Origin of the sequence: Escherichia sp. KTE159, from assembly GCF_000408805.1 — a bacterium.
GTDB classification, from domain to species: Bacteria; Pseudomonadota; Gammaproteobacteria; order Enterobacterales; family Enterobacteriaceae; genus Escherichia; species Escherichia marmotae.
Map to the genome: position 1 here is coordinate 1268273 of NZ_KE137292.1, position 21974 is coordinate 1290246.

Annotated in this window: 19 protein-coding genes; 8 read left to right on the forward strand and 11 right to left on the reverse strand. The window is 50.2% G+C overall.

Features of this window, described 5'->3' with window-relative positions:
- The 6 genes from rsxC to blr all read right to left on the reverse strand — a co-directional run.
- Positions 1 to 1737: electron transport complex subunit RsxC (gene rsxC, locus A31E_RS15380; protein ID WP_016248678.1), on the reverse strand; the 1737-nt coding region annotated here is incomplete at its 3' end.
- Positions 1730 to 2308 carry an electron transport complex subunit RsxB gene (rsxB, locus tag A31E_RS15375; RefSeq protein WP_000991825.1) on the reverse strand — a complete coding sequence of 193 codons (579 nt, stop codon included), beginning with the start codon at positions 2306 to 2308 and terminating at the stop codon, positions 1730 to 1732. The genes rsxC and rsxB, both read right to left, overlap by 8 nt.
- A complete protein-coding gene (gene rsxA, locus A31E_RS15370; RefSeq protein WP_000133193.1) occupies positions 2308 to 2889 on the reverse strand; it encodes an electron transport complex subunit RsxA in 582 nt (193 codons plus the stop codon). Before rsxA ends, rsxB begins: the two co-directional genes overlap by 1 nt.
- Positions 2890 to 2965: 76 nt before the next feature.
- Entirely contained in the window at positions 2966 to 3406 is a 441-nt protein-coding gene (locus A31E_RS15365) for a DUF2569 domain-containing protein (protein WP_001516338.1), read from the reverse strand.
- 86 nt (positions 3407 to 3492) lie between these two features.
- Complete coding sequence (gene ydgT, locus A31E_RS15360) at positions 3493 to 3708, reverse strand: transcription modulator YdgT (protein ID WP_000126621.1); 216 nt, start codon at positions 3706 to 3708, stop codon at positions 3493 to 3495.
- A 268-nt stretch (positions 3709 to 3976) separates the two neighbouring features.
- Complete coding sequence (gene blr / locus A31E_RS0122505) at positions 3977 to 4102, reverse strand: division septum protein Blr (RefSeq protein ID WP_032141301.1); 126 nt, start codon at positions 4100 to 4102, stop codon at positions 3977 to 3979.
- 240 nt (positions 4103 to 4342) lie between these two features.
- Here blr and A31E_RS15355 point away from each other — a divergent pair, with 240 nt between their 5' ends.
- The gene (locus tag A31E_RS15355; protein ID WP_001282501.1) at positions 4343 to 5383 is read left to right on the forward strand and encodes an oxidoreductase; all 1041 of its coding nucleotides are present in this window, start codon (positions 4343 to 4345) and stop codon (positions 5381 to 5383) included.
- A 96-nt stretch (positions 5384 to 5479) separates the two neighbouring features.
- Here the strand turns inward: A31E_RS15355 and add are convergent, their stop codons facing one another.
- The 3 genes from add to malX all read right to left on the reverse strand — a co-directional run bounded on the left by add (position 5480) and on the right by malX (position 9359).
- A complete protein-coding gene (add, locus tag A31E_RS15350) occupies positions 5480 to 6481 on the reverse strand; it encodes an adenosine deaminase (protein WP_016248679.1) in 1002 nt (333 codons plus the stop codon).
- 103 nt (positions 6482 to 6584) lie between these two features.
- Positions 6585 to 7757: a MalY/PatB family protein gene (locus tag A31E_RS15345; RefSeq protein ID WP_001516339.1), complete on the reverse strand. Its 1173-nt coding sequence runs from the start codon at positions 7755 to 7757 to the stop codon at positions 6585 to 6587.
- A gap of 9 nt (positions 7758 to 7766) precedes the next feature.
- The gene (malX, locus tag A31E_RS15340) at positions 7767 to 9359 is read right to left on the reverse strand and encodes a PTS maltose transporter subunit IICB (protein ID WP_001516340.1); all 1593 of its coding nucleotides are present in this window, start codon (positions 9357 to 9359) and stop codon (positions 7767 to 7769) included.
- A 174-nt stretch (positions 9360 to 9533) separates the two neighbouring features.
- On the opposite strand from malX, the gene malI reads away from it, so the two are divergent.
- From malI to uidC, 6 genes are all read left to right on the forward strand, one after another.
- Complete coding sequence (malI, locus tag A31E_RS15335; protein WP_001516341.1) at positions 9534 to 10562, forward strand: mal regulon transcriptional regulator MalI; 1029 nt, start codon at positions 9534 to 9536, stop codon at positions 10560 to 10562.
- 113 nt (positions 10563 to 10675) lie between these two features.
- Positions 10676 to 11443, forward strand: a complete 768-nt coding sequence (hdhA, locus tag A31E_RS15330) for a 7-alpha-hydroxysteroid dehydrogenase (RefSeq protein ID WP_000483368.1) — start codon at positions 10676 to 10678, stop codon at positions 11441 to 11443.
- A gap of 229 nt (positions 11444 to 11672) precedes the next feature.
- Entirely contained in the window at positions 11673 to 12260 is a 588-nt protein-coding gene (gene uidR / locus A31E_RS15325; protein WP_000369704.1) for a DNA-binding transcriptional regulator UidR, read from the forward strand.
- Between the two features lie 383 nt (positions 12261 to 12643).
- Entirely contained in the window at positions 12644 to 14455 is a 1812-nt protein-coding gene (uidA, locus tag A31E_RS15320) for a beta-glucuronidase (protein ID WP_001516343.1), read from the forward strand.
- Positions 14452 to 15825 (forward strand): glucuronide transporter, encoded by a 1374-nt coding sequence (uidB, locus tag A31E_RS15315; RefSeq protein ID WP_016248680.1) that lies wholly within the window; start codon positions 14452 to 14454, stop codon positions 15823 to 15825. Before uidA ends, uidB begins: the two co-directional genes overlap by 4 nt.
- Positions 15826 to 15863: 38 nt before the next feature.
- Positions 15864 to 17129, forward strand: a complete 1266-nt coding sequence (gene uidC, locus A31E_RS15310) for a glucuronide uptake porin UidC (RefSeq protein ID WP_016248681.1) — start codon at positions 15864 to 15866, stop codon at positions 17127 to 17129.
- 42 nt (positions 17130 to 17171) lie between these two features.
- Here the strand turns inward: uidC and A31E_RS15305 are convergent, their stop codons facing one another.
- Positions 17172 to 18680, reverse strand: a complete 1509-nt coding sequence (locus A31E_RS15305) for a YdgA family protein (protein WP_016248682.1) — start codon at positions 18678 to 18680, stop codon at positions 17172 to 17174.
- 98 nt (positions 18681 to 18778) lie between these two features.
- Positions 18779 to 19954, reverse strand: coding sequence for a mannose-6-phosphate isomerase (gene manA, locus A31E_RS15300; RefSeq protein WP_001516346.1), 1176 nt, complete (start codon positions 19952 to 19954; stop codon positions 18779 to 18781).
- A gap of 198 nt (positions 19955 to 20152) precedes the next feature.
- Here manA and fumB point away from each other — a divergent pair, with 198 nt between their 5' ends.
- A complete protein-coding gene (fumB, locus tag A31E_RS15295; RefSeq protein ID WP_001516347.1) occupies positions 20153 to 21799 on the forward strand; it encodes a class I fumarate hydratase in 1647 nt (548 codons plus the stop codon).
- Positions 21800 to 21974: the final 175 nt, after the last annotated feature.

The following is a 21974-nucleotide window of genomic DNA, read 5'->3' on the forward strand; positions in this document are numbered from 1 at the left end:
CTCGGCGTTAGCCTGCTGCTGTTCCAGTTTACGCGCTTTGGCGCGGGCAATAGCGGCCTCGACGGCAGCCTTGCGCGGATCAGCAACGGTTGTTGCGTCGTTGATCTGTTGTAATTCTGCCTGCTTCGCTCTGGCTTGCGCTTTACGCGCTTCCCGTGCTGCAATAATTGCGCTGTTATCCGGACGTTCGCCAGCTTTGATCACAATAGGCTGCGTGGCCTGGGCCTGCTTCTCTTTCACACGTGCCAGTGCGGCAGCAATCGCGTCTTTGTCTTTGGCTGCAGGTTGTACCGCCGCGCTCTTATGTCGTTCAAGACGCGCGGCTTTTTCGCGCTCCAGACGTGCCTGACGGGCTTCAAAACGCGCTTTTGCTTCTGCGGCGCGTTTCTCTTCCTGACGAATGGCGGCAATTTCTGCTTTTTCCTGACGGAAATATTGCACCAGTGGAATGTTGCTCGGGCAAACCCAGGCGCAGGCCCCACATTCAATACAGTCGGCAATGTTGTGCGCGGTGGCTTTATCGTGCTGCTGACCTTTGCTGAACCAGTACAACTGTTGCGGCAGAAGATCGGCAGGGCAGGCGTCAGCACAGGCGCTACAGCGGATGCAGCTTTGTTCTTCCTGCGGTTCACCGAGTTCACTGGCCGACGGCGCCAGCAGGCAGTTAGTGATTTTGACGACCGGCACATCCAGCCACGGCAATGTAAAGCCCATTAGCGGGCCGCCCATAATCACCATTTGATCAGCAGAAGGACGGAATCCGGCATCATCCAATAAATGACGCACAGGTGTACCCAGTCGCGCCCAGACGTTGCCCGGACGTGCAATGGCTTCACCAGTCAGCGTCACCACGCGCTCGGTAATGGGCTCGCCATCGATAACAGCGCGTTTCACCGCGTAAGCGGTGCCGACGTTTTGCATTAACACACCGATATCTGATGAACGGCCGCCGTGTGGCACCTGCTTCCCGGTCAGGATGTACGTTAACTGTTTGGCACCGCCGGAAGGATATTTAGTTGGAATAACCCGTAGAGCGATATCGCGGGAGTCTGCCAGCACTGCGCGCAGCATGGAAATTGCCTGTGGTTTGTTATCTTCAATACCGATAAGAATTTCGCGCGGCTGTAGGATATGTGCAAGAATGCGAATGCCTTCTACCACCTGAGCGGCGCAATCCTGCATCAGACGGTCATCGGCGGTAATATATGGTTCGCACTCGGCAGCATTGATAATCAAGGTTTCGATTTTATCGCCGCCACCCTGCAATTTAACACCCGTAGGGAAGCCCGCCCCCCCCAGCCCGGCGACGCCAAACTGATGAATACGTTCAATTAACTCTTCCCGGCTACGTGAGCGGTAATCGCTCCAGCCATCACGTGGGATCCAGCAGTCTTCACCATCAGCATCAATAATCACGCTTAATTCAGCTAATGCTGAAGGATGAGCCGTAGAGTGGGGGGCAATAGCTGTAACGGTGCCGGAGGTTGGTGCGTGAACCGGCAGCATTTTGCCGCGACCGCGAGTGAGTGGCTGACCGCGCAGCACTTTATCCCCGACGCTAACACACAGCTCACCTTCAGCGCCAATATGTTGCTTCAGCGGAATGACAAATCGCTGCGCCAGTGGCACCTGGCGTAGAGGCGTACCGTTGGACTGGGTTTTCATTTCCGGTGGATGAATACCGCCGTTGAAGTCCCAGATTTTATTTTTTTTGAAAGCAGAAAATAACTTAAACATGGTGTTCCACGGGAATGATGCGCACGGGAATGGTGTTCAGATCCCATTTCCAGGAGTCAGGCGTTTCTGCGACCGGTTGTAAGGAGATGCAGTGTGTAGGGCATGGGTCAACGCAAAGATTGCAGCCCGTGCACAGATCGCTCATCACTGTATGCATTGCGCGGGTAGCGCCAACAATGGCGTCTACCGGACACGCCTGAATGCACTTAGTGCAGCCAATACAGTTATTTTCATCAATAACTGCCACCATGCGCGCAGGCGTCAACTCTTGCGCTTCGCCATCCAGCGGCTGTGGCTCGACATTAAGCAACTCGGCAATTTTCAACATCACAGCTTCGCCACCAGGTGCGCAGCGGTTGATTTTTTCGCCATTACAACTGATGGCTTCCGCATACGGACGACAGCCTGGATAACCGCACTGACCACACTGGCTTTGCGGTAAAATTTCGTCAATTTTCTCAACGACCGGATCGTCTTCCACCGCAAAACGGCGGGAGGCATAACCCAGAATGGCGCCAAACACCAGGCCCAGCAGGCTCACGGCGGCAACGGCAATCCAGATAGCATTCATTACAACTTCACCAAACCACTAAAGCCCATAAAGGCCAGAGACATAAGACCCGCAGTAATCAGCGCAATGGCATTACCACGAAAAGGGGCCGGAACATCGGCCACAGCAAGACGTTCGCGAATGGCGGCAAAAAGCACCATCACCAGCGAGAAGCCGACAGCAGCAGAAAAACCGTACAGCGCCGACTGCAAGAAATTGTGCCCGAGGTTGATATTCAGCAACGCTACGCCGAGCACCGCACAGTTGGTGGTGATAAGCGGCAGAAAAATCCCGAGTAGTCGATAAAGTACCGGGCTGGTTTTACGCACCACCATCTCGGTGAACTGCACGACTACGGCAATCACCAGAATAAACGCCAGGGTGCGCAGATAAATCAGATTGAGTGGGATTAAAATCCACGTGTCGATAAGCCAGGCGCAAATAGACGCCAGCGTCATCACAAATGTTGTTGCCAGCCCCATGCCCATCGCGGTTTCCAGCTTTTTGGAAACCCCCATAAACGGACAGAGCCCCAGAAACTTGACCAGTACAAAGTTATTGACCAGTACAGTTCCGACAAACAGTAACAGGTAGTCAGTCATTTTTCGGCCTGAAATAAAAAAGCCGCCTATTATCCGTTAATCCAGAGCAGGCGACAACAGGTTAACTGTAAGGTTATTACGGATTCACAAACGTCGCTTTCACCCGCGACGAGCGTTTGAAATAGGGGACGATCAATGCAGTTGCCAACAAAGTAAACAGCAACTGGCGAACGGCTACACCATCTTCAACCGGAGAAAACGCGAAGGCTTTAACTGCCAGTAATACGGAAATCAGTAGCCAGATAATATAATGTTTAGGAACACAACGCCGACGTTTAAAGAAAGCGATGGTTAACCACAGTGTGTAATACCACATAGCGATGGCGGTAATAAACGAAACGCCCCATGAGATTTGCGTTGTCAGGGATTGTTCGCTGAGCGTTTTAAATGTTTGAGGAGAAGATAACGCTGCGGAGTACAGCAACAGCGCCAGCGTCGTACTCAGTAAGGCAACTAACAGCCAGGCTAACGGGCCAAGCAACCAGCCTCCAATACGTTGTGGCGTTGTGGTGGTCATAAGTTCTCCAGAATAGCGACAGCAAACGGGCAAATCTAATTTTAGGGGCGTCATTATAAAGCTTTTATAACCGATCGCTACTTTCTTTATTGAACGTAGTGCCAGACCGATTTCGGAACCTGCCCGAGGTCAAACAAACGCCCGCCAGAAACCAGCTCTGCTCGGCGGTGATCGGCTGCACGATACATATTTATAATATCCTGATCGTCCGTCAGGGTGTAATTAAGATGATCGTAGAGTTTTTCCAGGCTTTCGAGTGAATTGATTTTACGAAATTTTAATAAGTATTCCTGAGCTGTCATAAAAGATCCATTAAATAACTAATACCAAAGTGGTAGGCATTATATGTAATGATAAAATCTCACCATAGGTGAACGTTAAAGCAATAATAAGAATGTGCTGATGGCAAATAATTCTGGGATGAAATACTGCTAATAAAAGAGTAACGCGCTTTACTATCCCTGACAATCGTCAACAACACCGTGCAAAATAATAAATTCCTGGTTTAAATACCCGACAAGTCAAAACATGCACCCGGACGGGCTGCATGTTGCCCTGCAAACGCAGAGATTACTTGTGTTGTACCGGGGTACTCTGTTCAGGCGGCTGGTAGTTGTCAATGTGACTCGCCACGCCAAGAAGAATGACTGAAACGATAAGAACGATCCAACCTGTTAATTCAATAAGACGATTCATTACTGCCCACATCTATGTTGATTGATCCATTAACTAAGGCCGTAAATGTTACTTAGCAATAATTGCTCCAGCAAGATTTTTACTGATGTTTTTGCGATATTTATCTTTTGCCTTCAGAAAATTCGCTCTTTTTTTGACTTAAGTTAAATAACCCCCCGTATTGCAGGCAGGTTATTAAACTGTTGAGAGAGGGTAAAGGATAGTGTCAAATAGCATCATACTTCAATGAGAGGCAATGACATGAGCGACAACATCCGTGTTGGGTTGATTGGGTACGGTTATGCGAGCAAAACCTTCCATGCTCCCCTGATTGCGGGCACGCCCGGGCTGGAGCTGGCGGTGATCTCCAGCAGTGACGAAACAAAAGTGAAGGCTGATTGGCCAACAGTTACGGTTGTCTCTGAACCGAAGCATCTCTTTAATGATCCTAATATTGACCTGATTGTCATTCCTACGCCCAACGATACCCATTTTCCGTTAGCAAAAGCGGCACTGGAAGCGGGTAAACATGTGGTTGTTGATAAGCCTTTCACCGTGACACTGTCACAAGCACGGGAGCTGGATGCTCTGGCAAAGAGTCTTGGGCGCGTGTTGTCAGTGTTTCATAACCGTCGCTGGGATAGCGATTTCCTGACGCTAAAAGGTTTGCTCGCGGAAGGCTTGCTGGGGGAAGTGGCTTACTTTGAGTCTCATTTCGACCGCTTCCGTCCACAGGTGCGCGATCGCTGGCGTGAACAGGGCGGCCCCGGTAGCGGTATCTGGTACGATTTAGCGCCGCATTTGCTCGATCAGGCTATTACGCTGTTTGGCTTACCCGTCAGCATGACCGTAGATTTAGCACAGTTACGCCCGGGAGCGCAGTCGACAGATTATTTCCACGCCATTTTGTCCTACCCACAGCGGCGGGTCATTTTACACGGCACTATGTTGGCGGCAGCAGAGTCGGCACGCTATATCGTTCATGGTTCTCGCGGCAGCTACGTTAAGTATGGACTCGATCCACAGGAAGAGCGGCTGAAAAATGGCGAACGTTTGCCGCAGGAAGATTGGGGCTATGATATGCGTGACGGCGTACTTACCCGTGTTGAAGGTGAGGAACGCGTCGAAGAAACACTGCTGACGGTGCCGGGAAATTATCCGGCTTACTACGCTGCTATTCGTGATGCGTTGAATGGTGACGGAGAAAATCCGGTGCCGGCAAGTCAGGCGATTCAGGTGATGGAACTCATTGAACTTGGTATCGAATCCGCCAAACATCGCGCGACGCTGTGCCTGGCGTGATAATCGATTTTTGGAGCCGGATAAAGCGACTACACTGCATCCGGCGATGAATTCAAATGCCTGATACGACGCTTACGCGCCTTATCAGGCATGTTCTTACTTCGCAGTCACTTTTTCTCTCAGAGCACGTTTCTCATCGGCGCTCAAAAACGCCATTTCCAGACCGTTAATCTGCGCCTGGCGAATTTGCTCGCGAGATAAACCCGCAGCGGGTGCGGCGACGGTATATTCGTGAATGATATCTACGCCCTGAACCCCCGGATCATCAGTGTTAATGCTGGCGCAAATACCATGCTCAAGGAACGTTTTCAGTGGATGTGCCACCAGAGAGGCTACGGTACTGGTCTGAATATTTGAGGTCAGACAGGATTCAATACCAATTTGCTGTTCGGCAAGAAAATCCATCAGCGCCCGATCTTCAATGGCTTTTACGCCATGTCCAATACGTTCCGCCCCCAGTTCACGAATAGCCTGCCAGATGCTTTCCGAGCCAGCAGCTTCACCTGCATGAACAGTAATATGCCAACCCGCATCACGTGCGCAATTGAAGTGAGAAAGGAACAGACTACCCGGGAAACCAAGTTCATCACCGGCTAAATCCAGCGCGGTAATCTGGTCACGGTGGGCTAAAAATGCCTCCAGTTCTTGCTGGCAGGCGGCTTCGCCAAAGGTTCGACTCATAATGCCGATAAGATTCGCCTGCACACCAAAAGTGCGGCAACCTTCACGCACGCCATCAATGACGGCTTCGACCACGCCCGCAACAGGCAACTGATGCGTCATCGCCATGTAGCCTGGCGAAAAACGTAGTTCGACATAGTGCAGGCCGTTTCGAGCGGCATCTTCAATATTTTCAAATGCCACGCGACGGCAGGCATCAAGAGAAGCGAGAACTTTAACGCCCCAGTCAAGTTTGCTCAGGAAGCTGACCAGATCGGGTTCGTTGGCGATGACCTGAACGTGGGGGATCAGCGTTTCCAGCGATTGTGCAGGAAGTGAAATATTATACTGGCGGCCAAGTTCAAGGATGGTCTGGGGACGAATGTTGCCATCAAGGTGGCGATGGATATCAGTTAATGGCAGGGTGGTATCAATCATGGTCGCACTCTTTTTCTGGATATAAAAGTGCGCACCATTATAAAAACAAAGCAGGGTAAAAATCTACGATTGCGCAACGATTATTTGCGTTGCGCAATCGCAATCAACGTACAGTGCGGATGGCGTTAATTAATCCGGCGACACCTTTTTCCAGTTTCGAACGAGGGCATCCGGCATTGAGACGAACAAAGCCACGGCCTTCTTCGCCGTAGGTATATCCCGGCATGATCGCCACTTTTTCTTGCTCAATCAGGACTTTTTGCAGTGCATTGTCATCAATGTTCAGAGGCCGTAAATCAAGCCAGGCGAGATAAGTGGATTGTGGGGGCTGCCAGTTGAGTTCCGGGAACGCGGCGTTCATTGTATTGGCGATATACCTCAGATTGTCTTTCAGATAGACACGTAAGGCATCCAGCCACGCTGCGCCTTGCTGATAGGCGGCGATATGTGCTGTTAATGCCAGTACAGAAGGGGAGGAAAGCCCATCACGACCTTTCAGTGCTGATAAATACGTCTCGCGGCTCTCGCTGTTTTCAATGATACCGTAAGCTCCGGTCAGGGCAGGAATATTGAAACTTTTCGAACCAGAAGTCAGCAGCGCCCAGTCTCCGCGCGCCACGTTGCTCCAGGGAATATGTGGTTGCTCATCCCATACCATATCCATATGGATTTCATCGGAGATAACGCGTACACCATAGCGTTCGCAAAGGTCTGCCATTATCTCCAGTTCATCGCAAGTCCAGACTTTACCCGTGGGGTTCTGCGGGCTACACAGGAGCATAATTTTACATTCTGGTTTCGCCAGTACAGCTTCCAGTTTTGCCATATTGCAAAACCAACCGTCCTCCCGCTTCTCTAAAGCAACGGGCATCACGGTGCGCTGATTACCTTCAATGGCTTTGTAAAATGCGTCGTAAGCGGGGGTATGGATCATCACGCCTTCACCGACGGCAGACCACTGGCGAATCAATTCCGACACCATATAGATAACAGAAGGGCCATAAACCACCGACTGCGTATCAATGGCGGTGTTATGTTGGGTGGAAAACCAGTGGGCAATTGCCGCGAGAAACTCATCGTTTTTCCAGCGGCTGTAGCCAAACACACCGTGCATCAGGCGCTGATTCAGCGCCTCGATAATGCAGGGTGCGGTGGCAAAATCCATGTCTGAAATCGTGAACGGCAGCAGATCCGCAGAGCCGAAACGGTCAGCGACATAGTCCCATTGTGTACACCATGTTCCATGACGATCCACGACCTTTGAAAAATCGAACATATTTTATCCTTATGCCTGAACAGTGCGCATCAAACCGGCCATTTCATCTTTTACCGATTGAACTTGCGGCCCAATAACAACCTGCAGGTTATGTTGATTCAATTGAACTACGCCAATTGCCCGATTGTCCTTCAGCGCCTGCACATTCACAAGCGACATATCTTTCACAGACAAACGCAGGCGAGTAATACAGTTATCAAGGCTGACAATATTGTCGGCACCACCCAGGGCTTCGAGGATTGCCGGAACGTTGTAACCTGATTTACCCGGCGTACCGACAACGGCTTTTTCGATTGAGCTGGCGATTTCACTGTCGCGCCCCGGTGTTTTCAGATTGAAGCGGGTGATAGCGAAACGGAAGATGACGTAGTAAACAACAAACCAAATTGCCGCCACCACTGGCACCATGTACCACTTAGTCGACAGACCATGCAAAATACCGAATACCACAAAGTCGATGATATTACCGTCGGTATTACCGATGGTGACACCGAGAACGGACATGACAGTGAAGCCGAGGCCGGTTAACAGTGCGTGGATGACATACAGGACTGGCGCAACGAACAGGAACAGGAACTCCAGCGGTTCTGTGGTGCCGCCAACGACACAGGCGATCAGGCCAGAAATCAGCAGGCCTTTAATTTTATGGCGATTTTCCGGGCGTGCGCAGTGATACATGGCTAATGCCGCACCAGGCAGGCCGCCGAGGAAGGCAGGCATTTTTCCCTGGGAGAGGAAACGCGTAGCGCTTTCAGAGAAACCGTGTGTGGTCGGGCAGCTTAATTGCGCCTGGAAGATAGTCAGCGCGCCGCTTACGGTTTGACCGCAGACTTCCTGCGTGCCGCCCGCATCAGTAAAGCGAATTAATGCCACCAGAATGTGATGCAGACCAAACGGCAACAGCAGACGTTCGCCAGTACCAAACAGCATCGGTCCGAAATCGCCTGCGCTATTGATCATATGACCTAATCCACTAATGCCCATAGCAAATATCGGCCAGACTAACGGAATTACCAGACCGACAAGTCCCATCACCAGTGAGGAGATAATGGGCACGAAGCGGGTGCCGCCGAAGAACGCCAGCGCATCTGGCAGGCGGATATTATGGAAACGCTCATGCAGCATCCAGACAATGATACCGGCGATCACTGCACCGAGGATCCCGGTGTCGATCGACTGGATCCCAAGAATACTCTGGATATTATTGGCTTTCAGAACGGCTGCATCGGTGGTTGGTAGAATGCCTTTATTGGTCAACCAGAAGTTAACCGCAAGGTTCATGACCGCGTAACCGACAAAACCCGCGAATGCTGCAACACCTTTGTTTTCACGCGCCAGCCCGAGTGGGATTGCAATACAGAACATCACTGGCAGAAAGCTAAAAGCAAACGAGCCAACCTTACTCATCCAGGTAAAGATGGCCTGCAACACGGGGTTACCCAATGCCGGGATTAGGGTGATGACATCGTGGCTGCTAAGGGAACTGCCAATTCCGAGCATAATGCCGCAGAACGACAATAACGCCACGGGTAACATAAAGGTTTTGCCTAACTGCTGGAAGAATTCCCACAGCGTGACTTTCGGTGCTGCTTTCGCCGTCATAAAACGACTCCTTGTTGAGAACAGTCTGGATTCAATAAATTGCGCGAGAAGATAAAACGTTTTATCAAATTTTAGTGAGGCATAAATCACATTACGCAACGATAATAGCGGGTATAAGATAAATTAAAGGTAAAACGTTTTATCTGTCACATAATCAGGGAGTAGGTCATCTGCATGGCTACCGCCAAAAAAATCACCATTCATGATGTTGCGCTGGCTGCGGGCGTGTCAGTCAGTACCGTTTCGCTGGTGCTTAGTGGCAAAGGGCGAATATCTGCCGCCACGGGAGAACGGGTTAACGCGGCCATTGAAGAGTTAGGCTTTGTGCGAAATCGCCAGGCATCTGCGCTGCGCGGCGGGCAGAGTGGCGTAATTGGCTTAATTGTGCGCGACTTATCTTCGCCGTTTTACGCTGAATTAACGGCCGGGCTGACAGAGGCGCTGGAAGCACAGGGGCGGATGGTTTTTTTGCTCCACGGCGGTAAAGATGGCGAGCAACTGGCCCAGCGATTTTCACTGCTACTGAATCAGGGTGTCGATGGTGTGGTGATTGCCGGTGCGGCAGGAAGCAGTGATGACCTGCGGCGCATGGCAGAAGAAAAAGACATCCCGGTGATTTTTGCATCCCGTGCCAGCTATCTTGAAGATGTGGATACTGTTCGCCCGGATAACATGCAGGCAGCGCAGTTATTGACGGAACACCTTATTCGCAATGGGCATCAGCGTATCGCCTGGCTGGGAGGGCAAAGTTCCTCTTTAACCCGCGCGGAACGAGTGGGTGGATATTGCGCAACACTATTAAAATTTGGTCTGCCGTTTCACAGCGATTGGGTACTGGAATGTTCTTCCAGCCAGAAGCTGGCTGCGGAAGCTATAACGGCGCTTTTGCGCCATAACCCGACCATCAGCGCGGTGGTGTGCTACAACGAAACCATTGCGATGGGCGCGTGGTTTGGTTTACTGAAAGCAGGGCGGCAAAGCGGCGAAAGCGGGGTCGATCGTTATTTTGAGCAACAGGTTTCATTAGCGGCATTTACTGATGTAACGCAAACTGCTCTTGATGATTTTCCGATTGTCTGGGCCTGCACACCTGCGCGGGAACTGGGCTTTACGCTTGCCGATCGCATGATGCAAAAAATCAGTCACGAAGAGAATCACTCTCGAAATCTGATTATCCCCGCGCGGCTCATTACGGCGAAATAATCTCTCTTTATCTGCTATACCTGGTAGTGTCTTTTCCCCGAGGTTAATGATAAAAAATGTGGCACACAGGCGGTGCCTTTTAATTTATTTACTGAAGTTCACAGGAGGTTTATGTGTTTAATTCTGACAACCTGAGACTCGACGGAAAATGCGCCATCATCACCGGTGCGGGTGCTGGTATTGGTAAAGAAATTGCCATTACATTCGCGACAGCAGGTGCATCTGTGGTGGTCAGTGATATTAATGCCGATGCAGCAAATCATGTTGTTGATGAGATTCAACAGCTTGGTGGACAGGCATTTGCCTGGCGTTGTGATATTACTTCCGAACAGGAATTATCTGCTCTGGCAGACTTTGCCATCAGTAAGTTGGGCAAAGTGGATATTCTGGTTAACAACGCGGGTGGCGGTGGTCCTAAACCGTTTGATATGCCAATGGCGGATTTCCGCCGCGCTTATGAACTGAATGTGTTTTCTTTTTTCCATCTGTCACAACTCATTGCGCCAGAAATGGAAAAAAATGGCGGAGGCGTTATTCTGACTATCACTTCTATGGCTGCAGAAAATAAAAATAAAAACATGACTTCCTATGCGTCATCTAAAGCTGCGGCCAGTCATCTGGTGAGAAATATGGCATTTGATCTGGGTGAAAAAAATATTCGGGTGAATGGCATTGCGCCGGGGGCAATATTAACTGATGCTCTAAAATCCGTTATTACGCCAGAAATTGAACAAAAAATGTTGCAGCACACGCCAATCAGACGTCTGGGTCAACCGCAAGATATTGCTAACGCGGCGCTGTTTCTGTGTTCACCTGCTGCCAGTTGGATAAGCGGGCAAATACTCACCGTATCCGGCGGTGGGGTACAGGAGCTTAATTAATCGCTAGCAGGCCGGTAAACAACTGAGTGAGTGTTGTTTACCGGTACAGCGAGTTCAGCAGTGAAAAAACGCCAGAAAACTGGTAACCAGGTTATGTTCATTGGTTGACCAATTATCGTGTGAATAGTAAACGAATCGGGTGTGCCTTCGCACTATTCAACAGCAATGATAGGCGCTCACCTGACAACGCGGTAAACTAGTTATTCATGCTAACTATATTGGTTTAACGATGGATAACATGCAGACTGAAGCACAACCGACACGGACCCGGATCCTCAATGCTGCCAGAGAGATTTTTTCAGAAAATGGATTTCACAGTGCCTCGATGAAAGCCATCTGTAAATCCTGCGGTATAAGTCCCGGGACGCTTTACCACCATTTCATTTCTAAAGAAGCCTTGATTCAGGCAATTATCCTCCAGGATCAGGAGAGGGCGCTGGCCCGCTTCCGGGACCCTATCGAAGGGATTCATTTTGTAGAATATATGGTCGAGTCGATAGTCTCCCTGACGCATGAAGCCTTTGCCCAGCGGGCGCTGGTGGTAGAGATTATGGCGGAAGGAATGCGCAATCCGCAGGTTGCCGCTATGCTCAGGAATAAGCATCTGACAATCACCGAATACATCGCCCAGCGTATGCGCGATGCCCAGCAAAAAGGTGAGATAAGTCCTGACATTAACACGGCGATGACCTCTCGTTTATTGCTGGATCTGACCTATGGCGTACTGGCCGACATCGAAGCCGAAGACCTGGCGGGTGACGCGTCATTTGCCCAGGGATTACGTGCGATGATTGGCGGTATTTTAACCGCATCCTGATATCTTCTTGCCGCGGGCCGGTGACCACTGCGCCCGCATTTAATGTCCTTAACAGCACCATACCAAAACGTTCTCGCCTGATCGCAAAATCCCGTTAACACATACACCACAACCATATGTCACGGAAATTTAGCGTTTTAAATCACTCGAACGAGCGTTCGGTTGCTTATTTTGCAGCTTCTGTCAACGTTGTTTTAGAGATTAATGCGATCCATGTCACGCTGTGGGTATTGCAGTTTTTGGTTTTTTGATCGCGGTGTCAGTTCTTTTTATTTCCATTTCTCTTCCGTGGGTTTCTCACAGATAACTGTTTGCATTGCTTAATTGGTTAACTAATCAAATTAAAGGTTGACCAGTATTTTTATCTTAATGAGGAGTCCCTTATGTTACGTCCTGTAGAAACCCCAACCCGTGAAATCAAAAAACTCGACGGTCTGTGGGCATTCAGCCTGGATCGCGAAAACTGTGGAAATGATCAGCGTTGGTGGGAAAGCACGTTGCAAGAGAGTCGGGCGATTGCCGTACCAGGCAGTTTTAACGATCAGTTTGCTGATGCGGATATTCGTAATTATGTGGGCAATGTCTGGTATCAGCGCGAAGTCTTTATACCCAAAGGTTGGGCGGGCCAGCGTATCGTGCTGCGTTTCGATGCGGTCACTCATTACGGCAAAGTGTGGGTTAATAATCAGGAAGTGATGGAGCATCAGGGCGGCTATACGCCGTTTGAAGCCGATGTTACTCCATATGTGATTGCCGGAAAAAGTGTGCGTATCACCGTTTGTGTGAACAATGAGCTGAACTGGCAGACTATCCCGCCGGGAATGGTGATTACCGACGAAAACGGCAAGAAAAAGCAGTCTTATTTCCATGATTTCTTTAACTACGCCGGGATCCACCGCAGCGTAATGCTCTATACCACGCCGAACACCTGGGTGGACGATATCACCGTGGTGACGCATGTAGCGCAAGACTGCAACCACGCTTCCATTGACTGGCAGGTGGTGGCCAATGGTGATATCAGCGTCGAACTGCGTGATGCTGATCAGCAGGTTGTCGCAGCCGGACAAGGTCACAGCGGAACCTTGCAAGTGGTGAACCCGAATCTCTGGCAACCCGGTGATGGGTATCTCTATGAACTGTGCGTCACCGCAAAAAGCCAGACAGAGTGCGACATCTATCCACTGCGCGTTGGTATCCGCTCGGTGGCAGTAAAGGGTGAACAGTTCCTGATCAACCACAAACCGTTCTACTTCACTGGCTTTGGTCGTCATGAAGATGCGGATTTGCGTGGCAAGGGATTCGATAACGTGCTGATGGTGCACGATCACGCATTGATGGACTGGATTGGTGCCAACTCTTACCGCACCTCGCATTACCCTTACGCTGAAGAGATGCTCGACTGGGCTGACGAACATGGCATTGTGGTGATTGATGAAACTGCCGCCGTCGGCTTTAACCTTTCTTTAGGAATTGGTTTCGAAGCGGGCAACAAACCGAAAGAACTGTACAGCGAAGAGGCGGTCAATGGGGAAACCCAGCAGGCGCACTTACAGGCGATTAAAGAACTGATTGCGCGTGACAAAAACCACCCAAGCGTGGTGATGTGGAGCATTGCCAATGAACCAGATACCCGCCCGCAAGGTGCCCGGGAATATTTCGCGCCACTGGCAGAAGCAACGCGTAAACTCGACCCGACACGACCGATCACCTGCGTCAATGTGATGTTCTGCGACGCTCACACCGATACCATCAGCGATCTCTTTGATGTGCTGTGTCTGAACCGTTATTACGGCTGGTATGTCCAAAGCGGCGATCTGGAGACGGCAGAAAAGGTACTGGAAAAAGAACTGCTTGCGTGGCAGGAGAAACTGCATCAGCCGATTATCATCACCGAATACGGGGTGGATACGTTAGCCGGTCTGCACTCGATGTACACCGATATGTGGAGTGAAGAGTATCAGTGCGCGTGGCTGGATATGTATCACCGCGTCTTTGACCGTGTTAGTGCTGTCGTTGGTGAACAGGTATGGAACTTCGCTGATTTTGCGACTTCGCAGGGCATTCTGCGCGTTGGCGGTAACAAGAAAGGGATTTTCACTCGTGACCGCAAACCAAAATCGGCGGCTTTCTCGCTGCAAAAACGCTGGACTGGCATGAATTTCGGTGAAAAACCGCAGCAGGGAGGCAAAAAATGAATCAACAACTCTCATGGCGCACCATCGTCGGCTACAGCCTCGGTGACGTTGCCAATAACTTCGCCTTCGCCATGGGGGCGCTCTTCCTGTTGAGTTACTACACCGACGTCGCTGGCGTCGGTGCCGCTGCGGCGGGCACCATGCTATTACTGGTGCGGGTATTCGATGCTTTTGCTGACGTCTTCGCCGGACGGGTGGTAGACAGCGTAAATACCCGTTGGGGTAAATTCCGCCCCTTCTTGCTGTTCGGCACTGCACCGTTAATGATCTTCAGCGTGCTGGTTTTCTGGGTGCCGACCGACTGGAGTCATAGCAGCAAAGTGGTGTATGCATATTTGACTTATATGGGGCTGGGGCTTTGTTACAGCCTGGTCAATATACCTTATGGCTCACTGGCAACTGCCATGACCCAACAACCACAGTCCCGCGCCCGTCTGGGCGCGGCTCGCGGGATTGCCGCTTCGCTGACCTTTGTCTGCCTGGCTTTTCTGATTGGCCCGAGCATTAAGCACTCCAGCCCGGAGGAGATGGTGTCGGTATACCATTTCTGGACGATTACCCTGGCGATTGCCGGGATGGTGCTTTACTTCATTTGCTTTAAATCGACGCGCGAGAATGTAGTGCGTATCGTGGCGCAGCCGTCATTGAAGATCAGCCTGCAAACGCTGAAACGGAATCGTCCGCTGTTTATGTTGTGCATCGGTGCGCTATGCGTGCTGATCTCGACCTTCGCGGTCAGTGCTTCGTCGTTGTTCTACGTGCGCTATGTACTGAATGATGCCGGGTTGTTTACTGTGCTGGTGTTGGTGCAAAACCTGGTCGGCACAGTGGCATCGGCACCGCTGGTGCCGGGAATGGTTGCCAGAATCGGTAAAAAGAATACCTTCCTGATTGGCGCTCTGCTGGGAACTTGTGGTTATTTGCTGTTCTTCTGGGTTTCAGTCTGGTCGCTGCCGGTGGCACTGATCGCGTTAGCCATCGCTTCAGTTGGTCAGGGCGTTACCATGACGGTGATGTGGGCGCTGGAGGCCGATACTGTAGAATATGGTGAATACCTGACCGGTGTACGCATTGAAGGGCTTACCTATTCATTATTCTCATTTACCCGAAAATGTGGACAGGCAATAGGGGGTTCAATTCCCGCCTTTATTTTGGGATTAAGCGGATATATTGCGAATCAGGCACAAACGACGGAAGTTATTATGGGGATCCGCACATCAATTGCCTTAGTCCCTTGCGGATTTATGCTACTGGCATTCGTTATAATTTGGTTTTATCCGCTGACTGATAAAAAATTCAAAGAAATTGTGGTCGAAATTGATAATCGTAAAAAAATGCAGCAGCAATTAATCAGCGATATCACTAATTAATATCTTATAAAAATAATCAGAACATCAAAGGTGCAACTATGAGAAAAATAGTGGCTATGGCCGTTATTTCCCTGACGGCTGCCTCTGGCCTTACCTCCGCTTACGCTGCACAACTGGCTGACGATGAAGCGGGACTACGAATCAGACTGAAAAATGAATTGCGCCGGGCTGACAAGCCCAGTGCTGGCGCGGGAAGAGATATTTACGCATGGGTGCAAGGAGGATTGCTCGATTTTAATAGCGGTTATTACGCTAATATTATTGGCGTCGAAGGTGGAGCCTATTATGTTTATAAATTAGGTGCTCGTGCTGATATGAGTACCCGATGGTATCTTGATGGCGATAAAAGTTTTGGCTATGCATTGGGTGCGGTAAAAATAAAACCGAGTGAAAAGAGTTTACTTAAATTAGGTCGTTTCGGGACAGATTATAGTTATGGTAGTTTACCTTATCGTATTCCGTTAATTGCTGGCAGTTCGCAACGTACATTACCGACCGTTTCTGAAGGAGCATTAGGTTATTGGGCTTTAACGCCCAATATTGAACTGTGGGGAATGTGGCGCTCCCGGGTATTTTTATGGACTGATTCAACAACCGGTATCCGTGATGAAGGTGTTTATAACAGCCAGACCGGAAAATACGATAAACATCGCGCTCGTTCTTTTTTAGCTGCCAGTTGGCATGATGATACCAGCCGTTATTCTTTGGGGGCATCGGCACAGAAAGATGTTTCTAATCAGCTACAAACTATTTTTGAGAAAAGCATTTCGCTCGCCCGGGATTATGCGCTGAAAGGGGAGTTGCTCGGCTTTTATGCGCAACTGGAAGGCTTAAGTCGTAACACCAACCAGCCCAATGAAACGGCGCTGGTTAGCGGCCAACTGACGTGGAGCGCGCCGTGGGGAAGCGTGTTTGGTAGCGGTGGTTATCTGCGTCATGCGATGAACGGAGCCGTGGTGGACACCGATATTGGTTATCCTTTCTCGTTAAGTCTTGATCGTAACCGGGAAGGTATGCAGTCCTGGCAATTGGGTGTCAATTATCGTTTAACCCCGCAATTTACGCTGACATTGGCACCGATTGTGACTCGCGGCTATGAATCCAGTAAACGAGATGTGCGGATTGAAGGCGCAGGTATCTTAGGCGGTATGAACTATCGGGTCAGCGAAGGGCCGCTACAAGGGATGAATTTCTTTCTTGCAGCCGATAAAGGACGGGAAAAGCGCGATGGTAGTACGCTGGGCAATCGCCTGAATTACTGGGATGTGAAAATGAGTATTCAGTATGACTTTATGTTGAAGTGAAAAAACGCCGGAGAGAAAACTCTCCGGCGTTTTGGCTGTGAATTACTGTTGCGGGATGGCCGGTACAGCCGGAACGGTAAGTGCTGGCATCGCAAACATACCGACAAAATCTTCCAGCGACATTTTCTGACCATTCAACGTGATCTGACCGTTAGCATATTGCAGGCTGGTGGTGATGGCATTGTCCTGCAAGGTGGTCAGACGGAACATCTGGCCCATTGCTGATGCACCTTCAACTTGCTGTTTCGCCAGCTTTTTAGCTTGATCTTCCTGATAGCCTTCCAGCTTCGCCACCTGAGTCATCAGTTCGGTTGCCATATCGACCGGAATGGTCAGTTTTGCATCCAGAGATTTAACCGAGCGATCAACTTCCTGCGCCAGTGTTTGCGGCGCTTCTTTAGTCGCTGCCGGATCTTTCAGGAACAGCGACAAATTCAGCGCGCTTTCACCCTGACTGTTTTTCCAGCTTAACGGCGCAATCGTAATTACCGGATCGCCTTTTAACATCAGCGGCAGGGCGCTAAAGAAGGCTTCCGTCACTTTCTCCTGATAAAGTTCGGCATTGTTGGCAATCTCTGGCTGTGCCAGTAACGCCTGTGTTTGCGCGTTATATTGCTGGCTAAACTGATGCCAGGCTTCACCGTCAATCTGACCGACTTTTAAAGTCAGCTTGCCGCTGCCCAGATCCTGATTCTGTACCTTCAGGCTGTTTAGCGAGTAATCCAGTTGGCTATTGATCGTTTTACCGTCATTAACCAGGTCTGATTTACCACTGATCTCCATGCCTTCCAACAGAGCCAGTTCTTTGCCTTCCACTGAAATGGTCATTTTTTCCAGCGACAGTTTTTGGTTACCCACGCGCTCACCGAAACTTGCCAGCGTGCTGGAACCATCGGTTTTCAGATTATTAAAGGTCAACTGCACTTTCTGGTTGTATTCGTTAACTGCATCGACCCGACCGCTTTGCGCCTCCCCGGAAAGGGAGATGGCTTTACCGTCTCGGTCAGCATTTAACTGGAACTCACCGCCGCTAAAGGCGACTTTTTCATCTTTTTGCTCGTAATTCAGTGGCTTGAGCGAGATATCTGAACTGGAATCGCCGCTGTAACCGATGCGAGAGTTAATCTCAAAAGGTGTATCTCCTTTTGCCATATCAAACAGTGGCTTGCTCACAGCGTTATTGACCAGCGTGGTTTGAATCGACGCCATCGACGGGATCAAATTCAGTTTTTTAAGCTGGGCCAGAGGGAAGGGACCGTGGTCAACAGATTCATTGAAGATGACGCTCTGGCCACTTTTAATCCACGGATTTTCTTTCCCGGCGATGGGCTTCACCACTAATTGCAACTGGCTGCTGAACACGCCGCGATGATAGTTTTGATAACTCACTTCCAGGTTGGATTCAGGAGCTGTCAGTTTGAGTTGCGCGTTCGCCTGTGCGACCATGTCTTCGAGATGGGTTTCAATCTTCTTGCCTGTGTACCATGCGCCGCCTGTCCAGACTACGCCGAGCGCAACAATGACGCCTACCGCTACCAGCGATTTATTCATAATGATTATCCATAAATGAAATCAGGCGGACTGGCCGCCTGAAGTGTTATAAGCCTTTAATAAGCTTAGCAAGAGATGTTAATTATTTCAGTAAGCTCTTACAGCTTGTTGTAAACACGCGCTAAACGTCCGTGGCCTTTCACCGTCACCGGCGACTCATTGGCGGCAATAAATGCGGACTCACCCGGTTTAAGCGCTAACTGTTGAGAACCTTTACCCAGTGTTGCTTCGCCTTCAACGCAGAACAAAATGGCGGCACTTTGCTGGCTGATGGTAGTTTCTTCATCGCTAAGGTCATGCAGCGAGAAAGCAAAATCATCAACCGGAATCGGGAAGTCCAGCTCTGCACCTTGTTTCACCGGCTGGGTCAGCAACTGGCTGGCCGGTTTGGCTTCAAACTTAACGTTGGCAACCAGCTCCGGAATATCAATATATTTTGGCGTCAGACCCGCACGCAGCACGTTATCGGAGTTCGCCATCACTTCCAGCGCCACGCCTTGCAGGTAGGCGTGTGGTGTTTCTGCGAACAGGAACATCGCTTCACCAGGGTTCAGTTTTACCACATTCAGTAACAGTGGGGAGAACAGGCCGCTGTCATCCGGGTAAAATTCAGCAATTAAACGAATCGTTTGCCACGGCTCACCCTGTTGGCTGTCGAGCGCCGATTTCAAAATCGCCAGCGCGCGGGATTTCTCTTCACCCTGCATATTCAACAGGCTGGCGAACAGTTCGCTTAAACGTTCGGCATTGGGCTGCTGTAAAAAATGAGCAATCGCCGGATGCGCGCCCGCGACGGGCTGGAGCAGGGAAACAATCTCGGAAAACTCACGAAACGCGTTCATCGCGAGGAAAGGGGTCAGGGCAAAAACCAGCTCTGGCTTGTGGTTAGGATCTTTATAGTTACGCTCGGCGGCATCCATTGGAATGCCGGCGGCATTTTCTTTGGCAAAACCGATTTCAGAATTGCGTTTATTTGGATGAACCTGAATGGAGAGCGGCTGGGCTGCGCATAACACTTTGAACAGGAAAGGCAGTTCGCCAAAGCGCCTGGCAACGGCATCTCCCAGCAGAGTTGATTTATCACCCTCAATCTCATCACGCAGTGAAACGATATCTCCGGCGGCATTGTGCACACGTGAACTGCTCTTCGGATGTGCGCCCATCCACAATTCAGCCATCGGCTGGTTGGATGGATTTTCCATGCCATAAAGTTCAGTCAGTGCCGTTTTGCTTCCCCAGGCATAGTTTTGCACTGAGTTAATAAGTTTTTGCATGATCAATCCCTGTTTGAATGTGGAAATTAATCCCGCTATTAAAGCAAGAATCCTACGGGAAGTAACCTGGAGCCGCAAAAAGTCGTACTAGTCTCAGTTTTTGTTAAAAAAGTGTGTAGGATAATGTAACTCGCTTTTAACAGGGCAATGGAACACCCGCCCAGAGCATAACCAAACCAGGCAGTAAGTGAGAGAACAATGTCAAACAAACCCTTTCATTATCAGGCTCCTTTCCCACTCAAAAAAGATGATACCGAGTACTACCTGCTGACCAGCGAACACGTTAGCGTATCTGAATTTGAAGGGCAGGAGATTTTGAAAGTCGCGCCAGAAGCGTTAACTTTGTTGGCGCGTCAGGCGTTTCATGATGCGTCATTTATGCTGCGTCCGGCTCACCAGCAGCAAGTGGCCGATATCCTGCGCGACCCGGAAGCCAGCGAAAACGACAAATATGTGGCGCTGCAATTCCTGCGCAACTCCGACATCGCCGCAAAAGGCGTTCTGCCAACCTGCCAGGATACCGGCACCGCGATAATCGTCGGTAAAAAAGGGCAGCGTGTATGGACCGGTGGTGGTGATGAAGCGGCGCTGGCGCGCGGTGTCTATAACACCTATATCGAAGATAACCTGCGCTACTCGCAAAACGCAGCGCTGGATATGTATAAAGAGGTGAATACTGGCACCAACCTGCCAGCGCAGATCGATCTTTATGCTGTTGATGGCGACGAGTATAAATTCCTCTGTATCGCCAAAGGTGGCGGTTCCGCAAACAAGACGTATCTCTATCAGGAAACCAAAGCGTTACTGACGCCAGGGAAACTGAAAAATTATCTGGTTGAGAAAATGCGTACGCTGGGCACGGCGGCGTGTCCTCCGTATCACATTGCCTTCGTGATCGGTGGTACATCTGCGGAAACTAACCTTAAAACAGTAAAACTGGCTTCCGCTAAATACTATGACGAGCTGCCAACGGAAGGGAATGAGCACGGTCAGGCGTTCCGTGATGTGGAGCTGGAAAAAGAGTTGCTGATTGAAGCGCAAAATCTTGGTCTGGGGGCGCAGTTTGGCGGTAAATATTTTGCCCATGATATCCGCGTGATTCGTCTGCCACGCCACGGCGCATCCTGTCCGGTTGGTATGGGCGTTTCCTGTTCTGCTGACCGTAATATCAAAGCGAAAATCAATCGTCAGGGGATCTGGATCGAAAAACTGGAACATAATCCAGGCAAATATATCCCGGAAGAATTGCGTAAAGCAGGGGAAGGCGAAGCGGTGCGCGTTGACCTTAATCGTCCGATGAAAGAGATCCTCGCACAGTTGTCGCAGTATCCCGTTTCTACCCGCTTGTCGCTGAACGGCACGATTATTGTCGGTCGTGATATTGCCCACGCCAAACTGAAAGAGCGCATGGACAACGGCGAAGGGTTACCGCAATACATCAAAGATCACCCGATTTACTATGCTGGTCCGGCAAAAACGCCAGAAGGTTATGCCTCCGGCTCTCTTGGCCCAACGACCGCCGGACGGATGGATTCTTACGTCGATCAACTGCAAGCGCAGGGCGGCAGTATGATCATGCTGGCGAAGGGTAATCGCAGTCAGCAGGTGACCGATGCTTGTAAAAAACATGGTGGCTTTTACCTTGGCAGTATCGGCGGCCCGGCAGCAGTGCTGGCGCAGGGCAGTATTAAGAGCCTGGAATGTGTTGAATATCCGGAACTGGGTATGGAAGCTATCTGGAAAATTGAAGTGGAAGATTTCCCGGCATTTATCCTTGTTGATGATAAAGGGAATGACTTCTTCCAGCAGATTCAACTCACGCAGTGTACCCGCTGCGTGAAATAAGCGGGCGGATAAGGCGTTCACGCCGTATCCGGCATGAACAAAGCGTACTTTGCAAACAATCTGAGCCGCCCTTTACTTCGGGGCGGCTTTTTTACATGGCACGAAAGACCAAACATTTGTTACCAAATAGTAAATAATGAGTGAGCTAAAAGTTGCTTAACGAAAGCAAAACAGA

Bases quoted from the DNA above. Each gene is read 5' to 3' on its own strand.
- malI (WP_001516341.1), top strand. From the start codon at position 9,534: ATGGCTACCGCCAAAAAAATCACCATTCATGATGTTGCGCTGGCTGCG.
- rsxA (WP_000133193.1), bottom strand. From the start codon at position 2,889: ATGACTGACTACCTGTTACTGTTTGTCGGAACTGTACTGGTCAATAAC.
- blr (WP_032141301.1), bottom strand. From the start codon at position 4,102: ATGAATCGTCTTATTGAATTAACAGGTTGGATCGTTCTTATCGTTTCA.
- malX (WP_001516340.1), bottom strand. From the start codon at position 9,359: ATGACGGCGAAAGCAGCACCGAAAGTCACGCTGTGGGAATTCTTCCAG.
- A31E_RS15365 (WP_001516338.1), bottom strand. From the start codon at position 3,406: ATGACCACCACAACGCCACAACGTATTGGAGGCTGGTTGCTTGGCCCG.
- A31E_RS15305 (WP_016248682.1), bottom strand. From the start codon at position 18,680: ATGAATAAATCGCTGGTAGCGGTAGGCGTCATTGTTGCGCTCGGCGTA.
- A31E_RS15355 (WP_001282501.1), top strand. From the start codon at position 4,343: ATGAGCGACAACATCCGTGTTGGGTTGATTGGGTACGGTTATGCGAGC.
- manA (WP_001516346.1), bottom strand. From the start codon at position 19,954: ATGCAAAAACTTATTAACTCAGTGCAAAACTATGCCTGGGGAAGCAAA.
- uidC (WP_016248681.1), top strand. From the start codon at position 15,864: ATGAGAAAAATAGTGGCTATGGCCGTTATTTCCCTGACGGCTGCCTCT.
- ydgT (WP_000126621.1), bottom strand. From the start codon at position 3,708: ATGACAGCTCAGGAATACTTATTAAAATTTCGTAAAATCAATTCACTC.
- rsxB (WP_000991825.1), bottom strand. From the start codon at position 2,308: ATGAATGCTATCTGGATTGCCGTTGCCGCCGTGAGCCTGCTGGGCCTG.
- uidR (WP_000369704.1), top strand. From the start codon at position 11,673: ATGGATAACATGCAGACTGAAGCACAACCGACACGGACCCGGATCCTC.
- uidB (WP_016248680.1), top strand. From the start codon at position 14,452: ATGAATCAACAACTCTCATGGCGCACCATCGTCGGCTACAGCCTCGGT.
- fumB (WP_001516347.1), top strand. From the start codon at position 20,153: ATGTCAAACAAACCCTTTCATTATCAGGCTCCTTTCCCACTCAAAAAA.
- add (WP_016248679.1), bottom strand. From the start codon at position 6,481: ATGATTGATACCACCCTGCCATTAACTGATATCCATCGCCACCTTGAT.
- A31E_RS15345 (WP_001516339.1), bottom strand. From the start codon at position 7,757: ATGTTCGATTTTTCAAAGGTCGTGGATCGTCATGGAACATGGTGTACA.
- uidA (WP_001516343.1), top strand. From the start codon at position 12,644: ATGTTACGTCCTGTAGAAACCCCAACCCGTGAAATCAAAAAACTCGAC.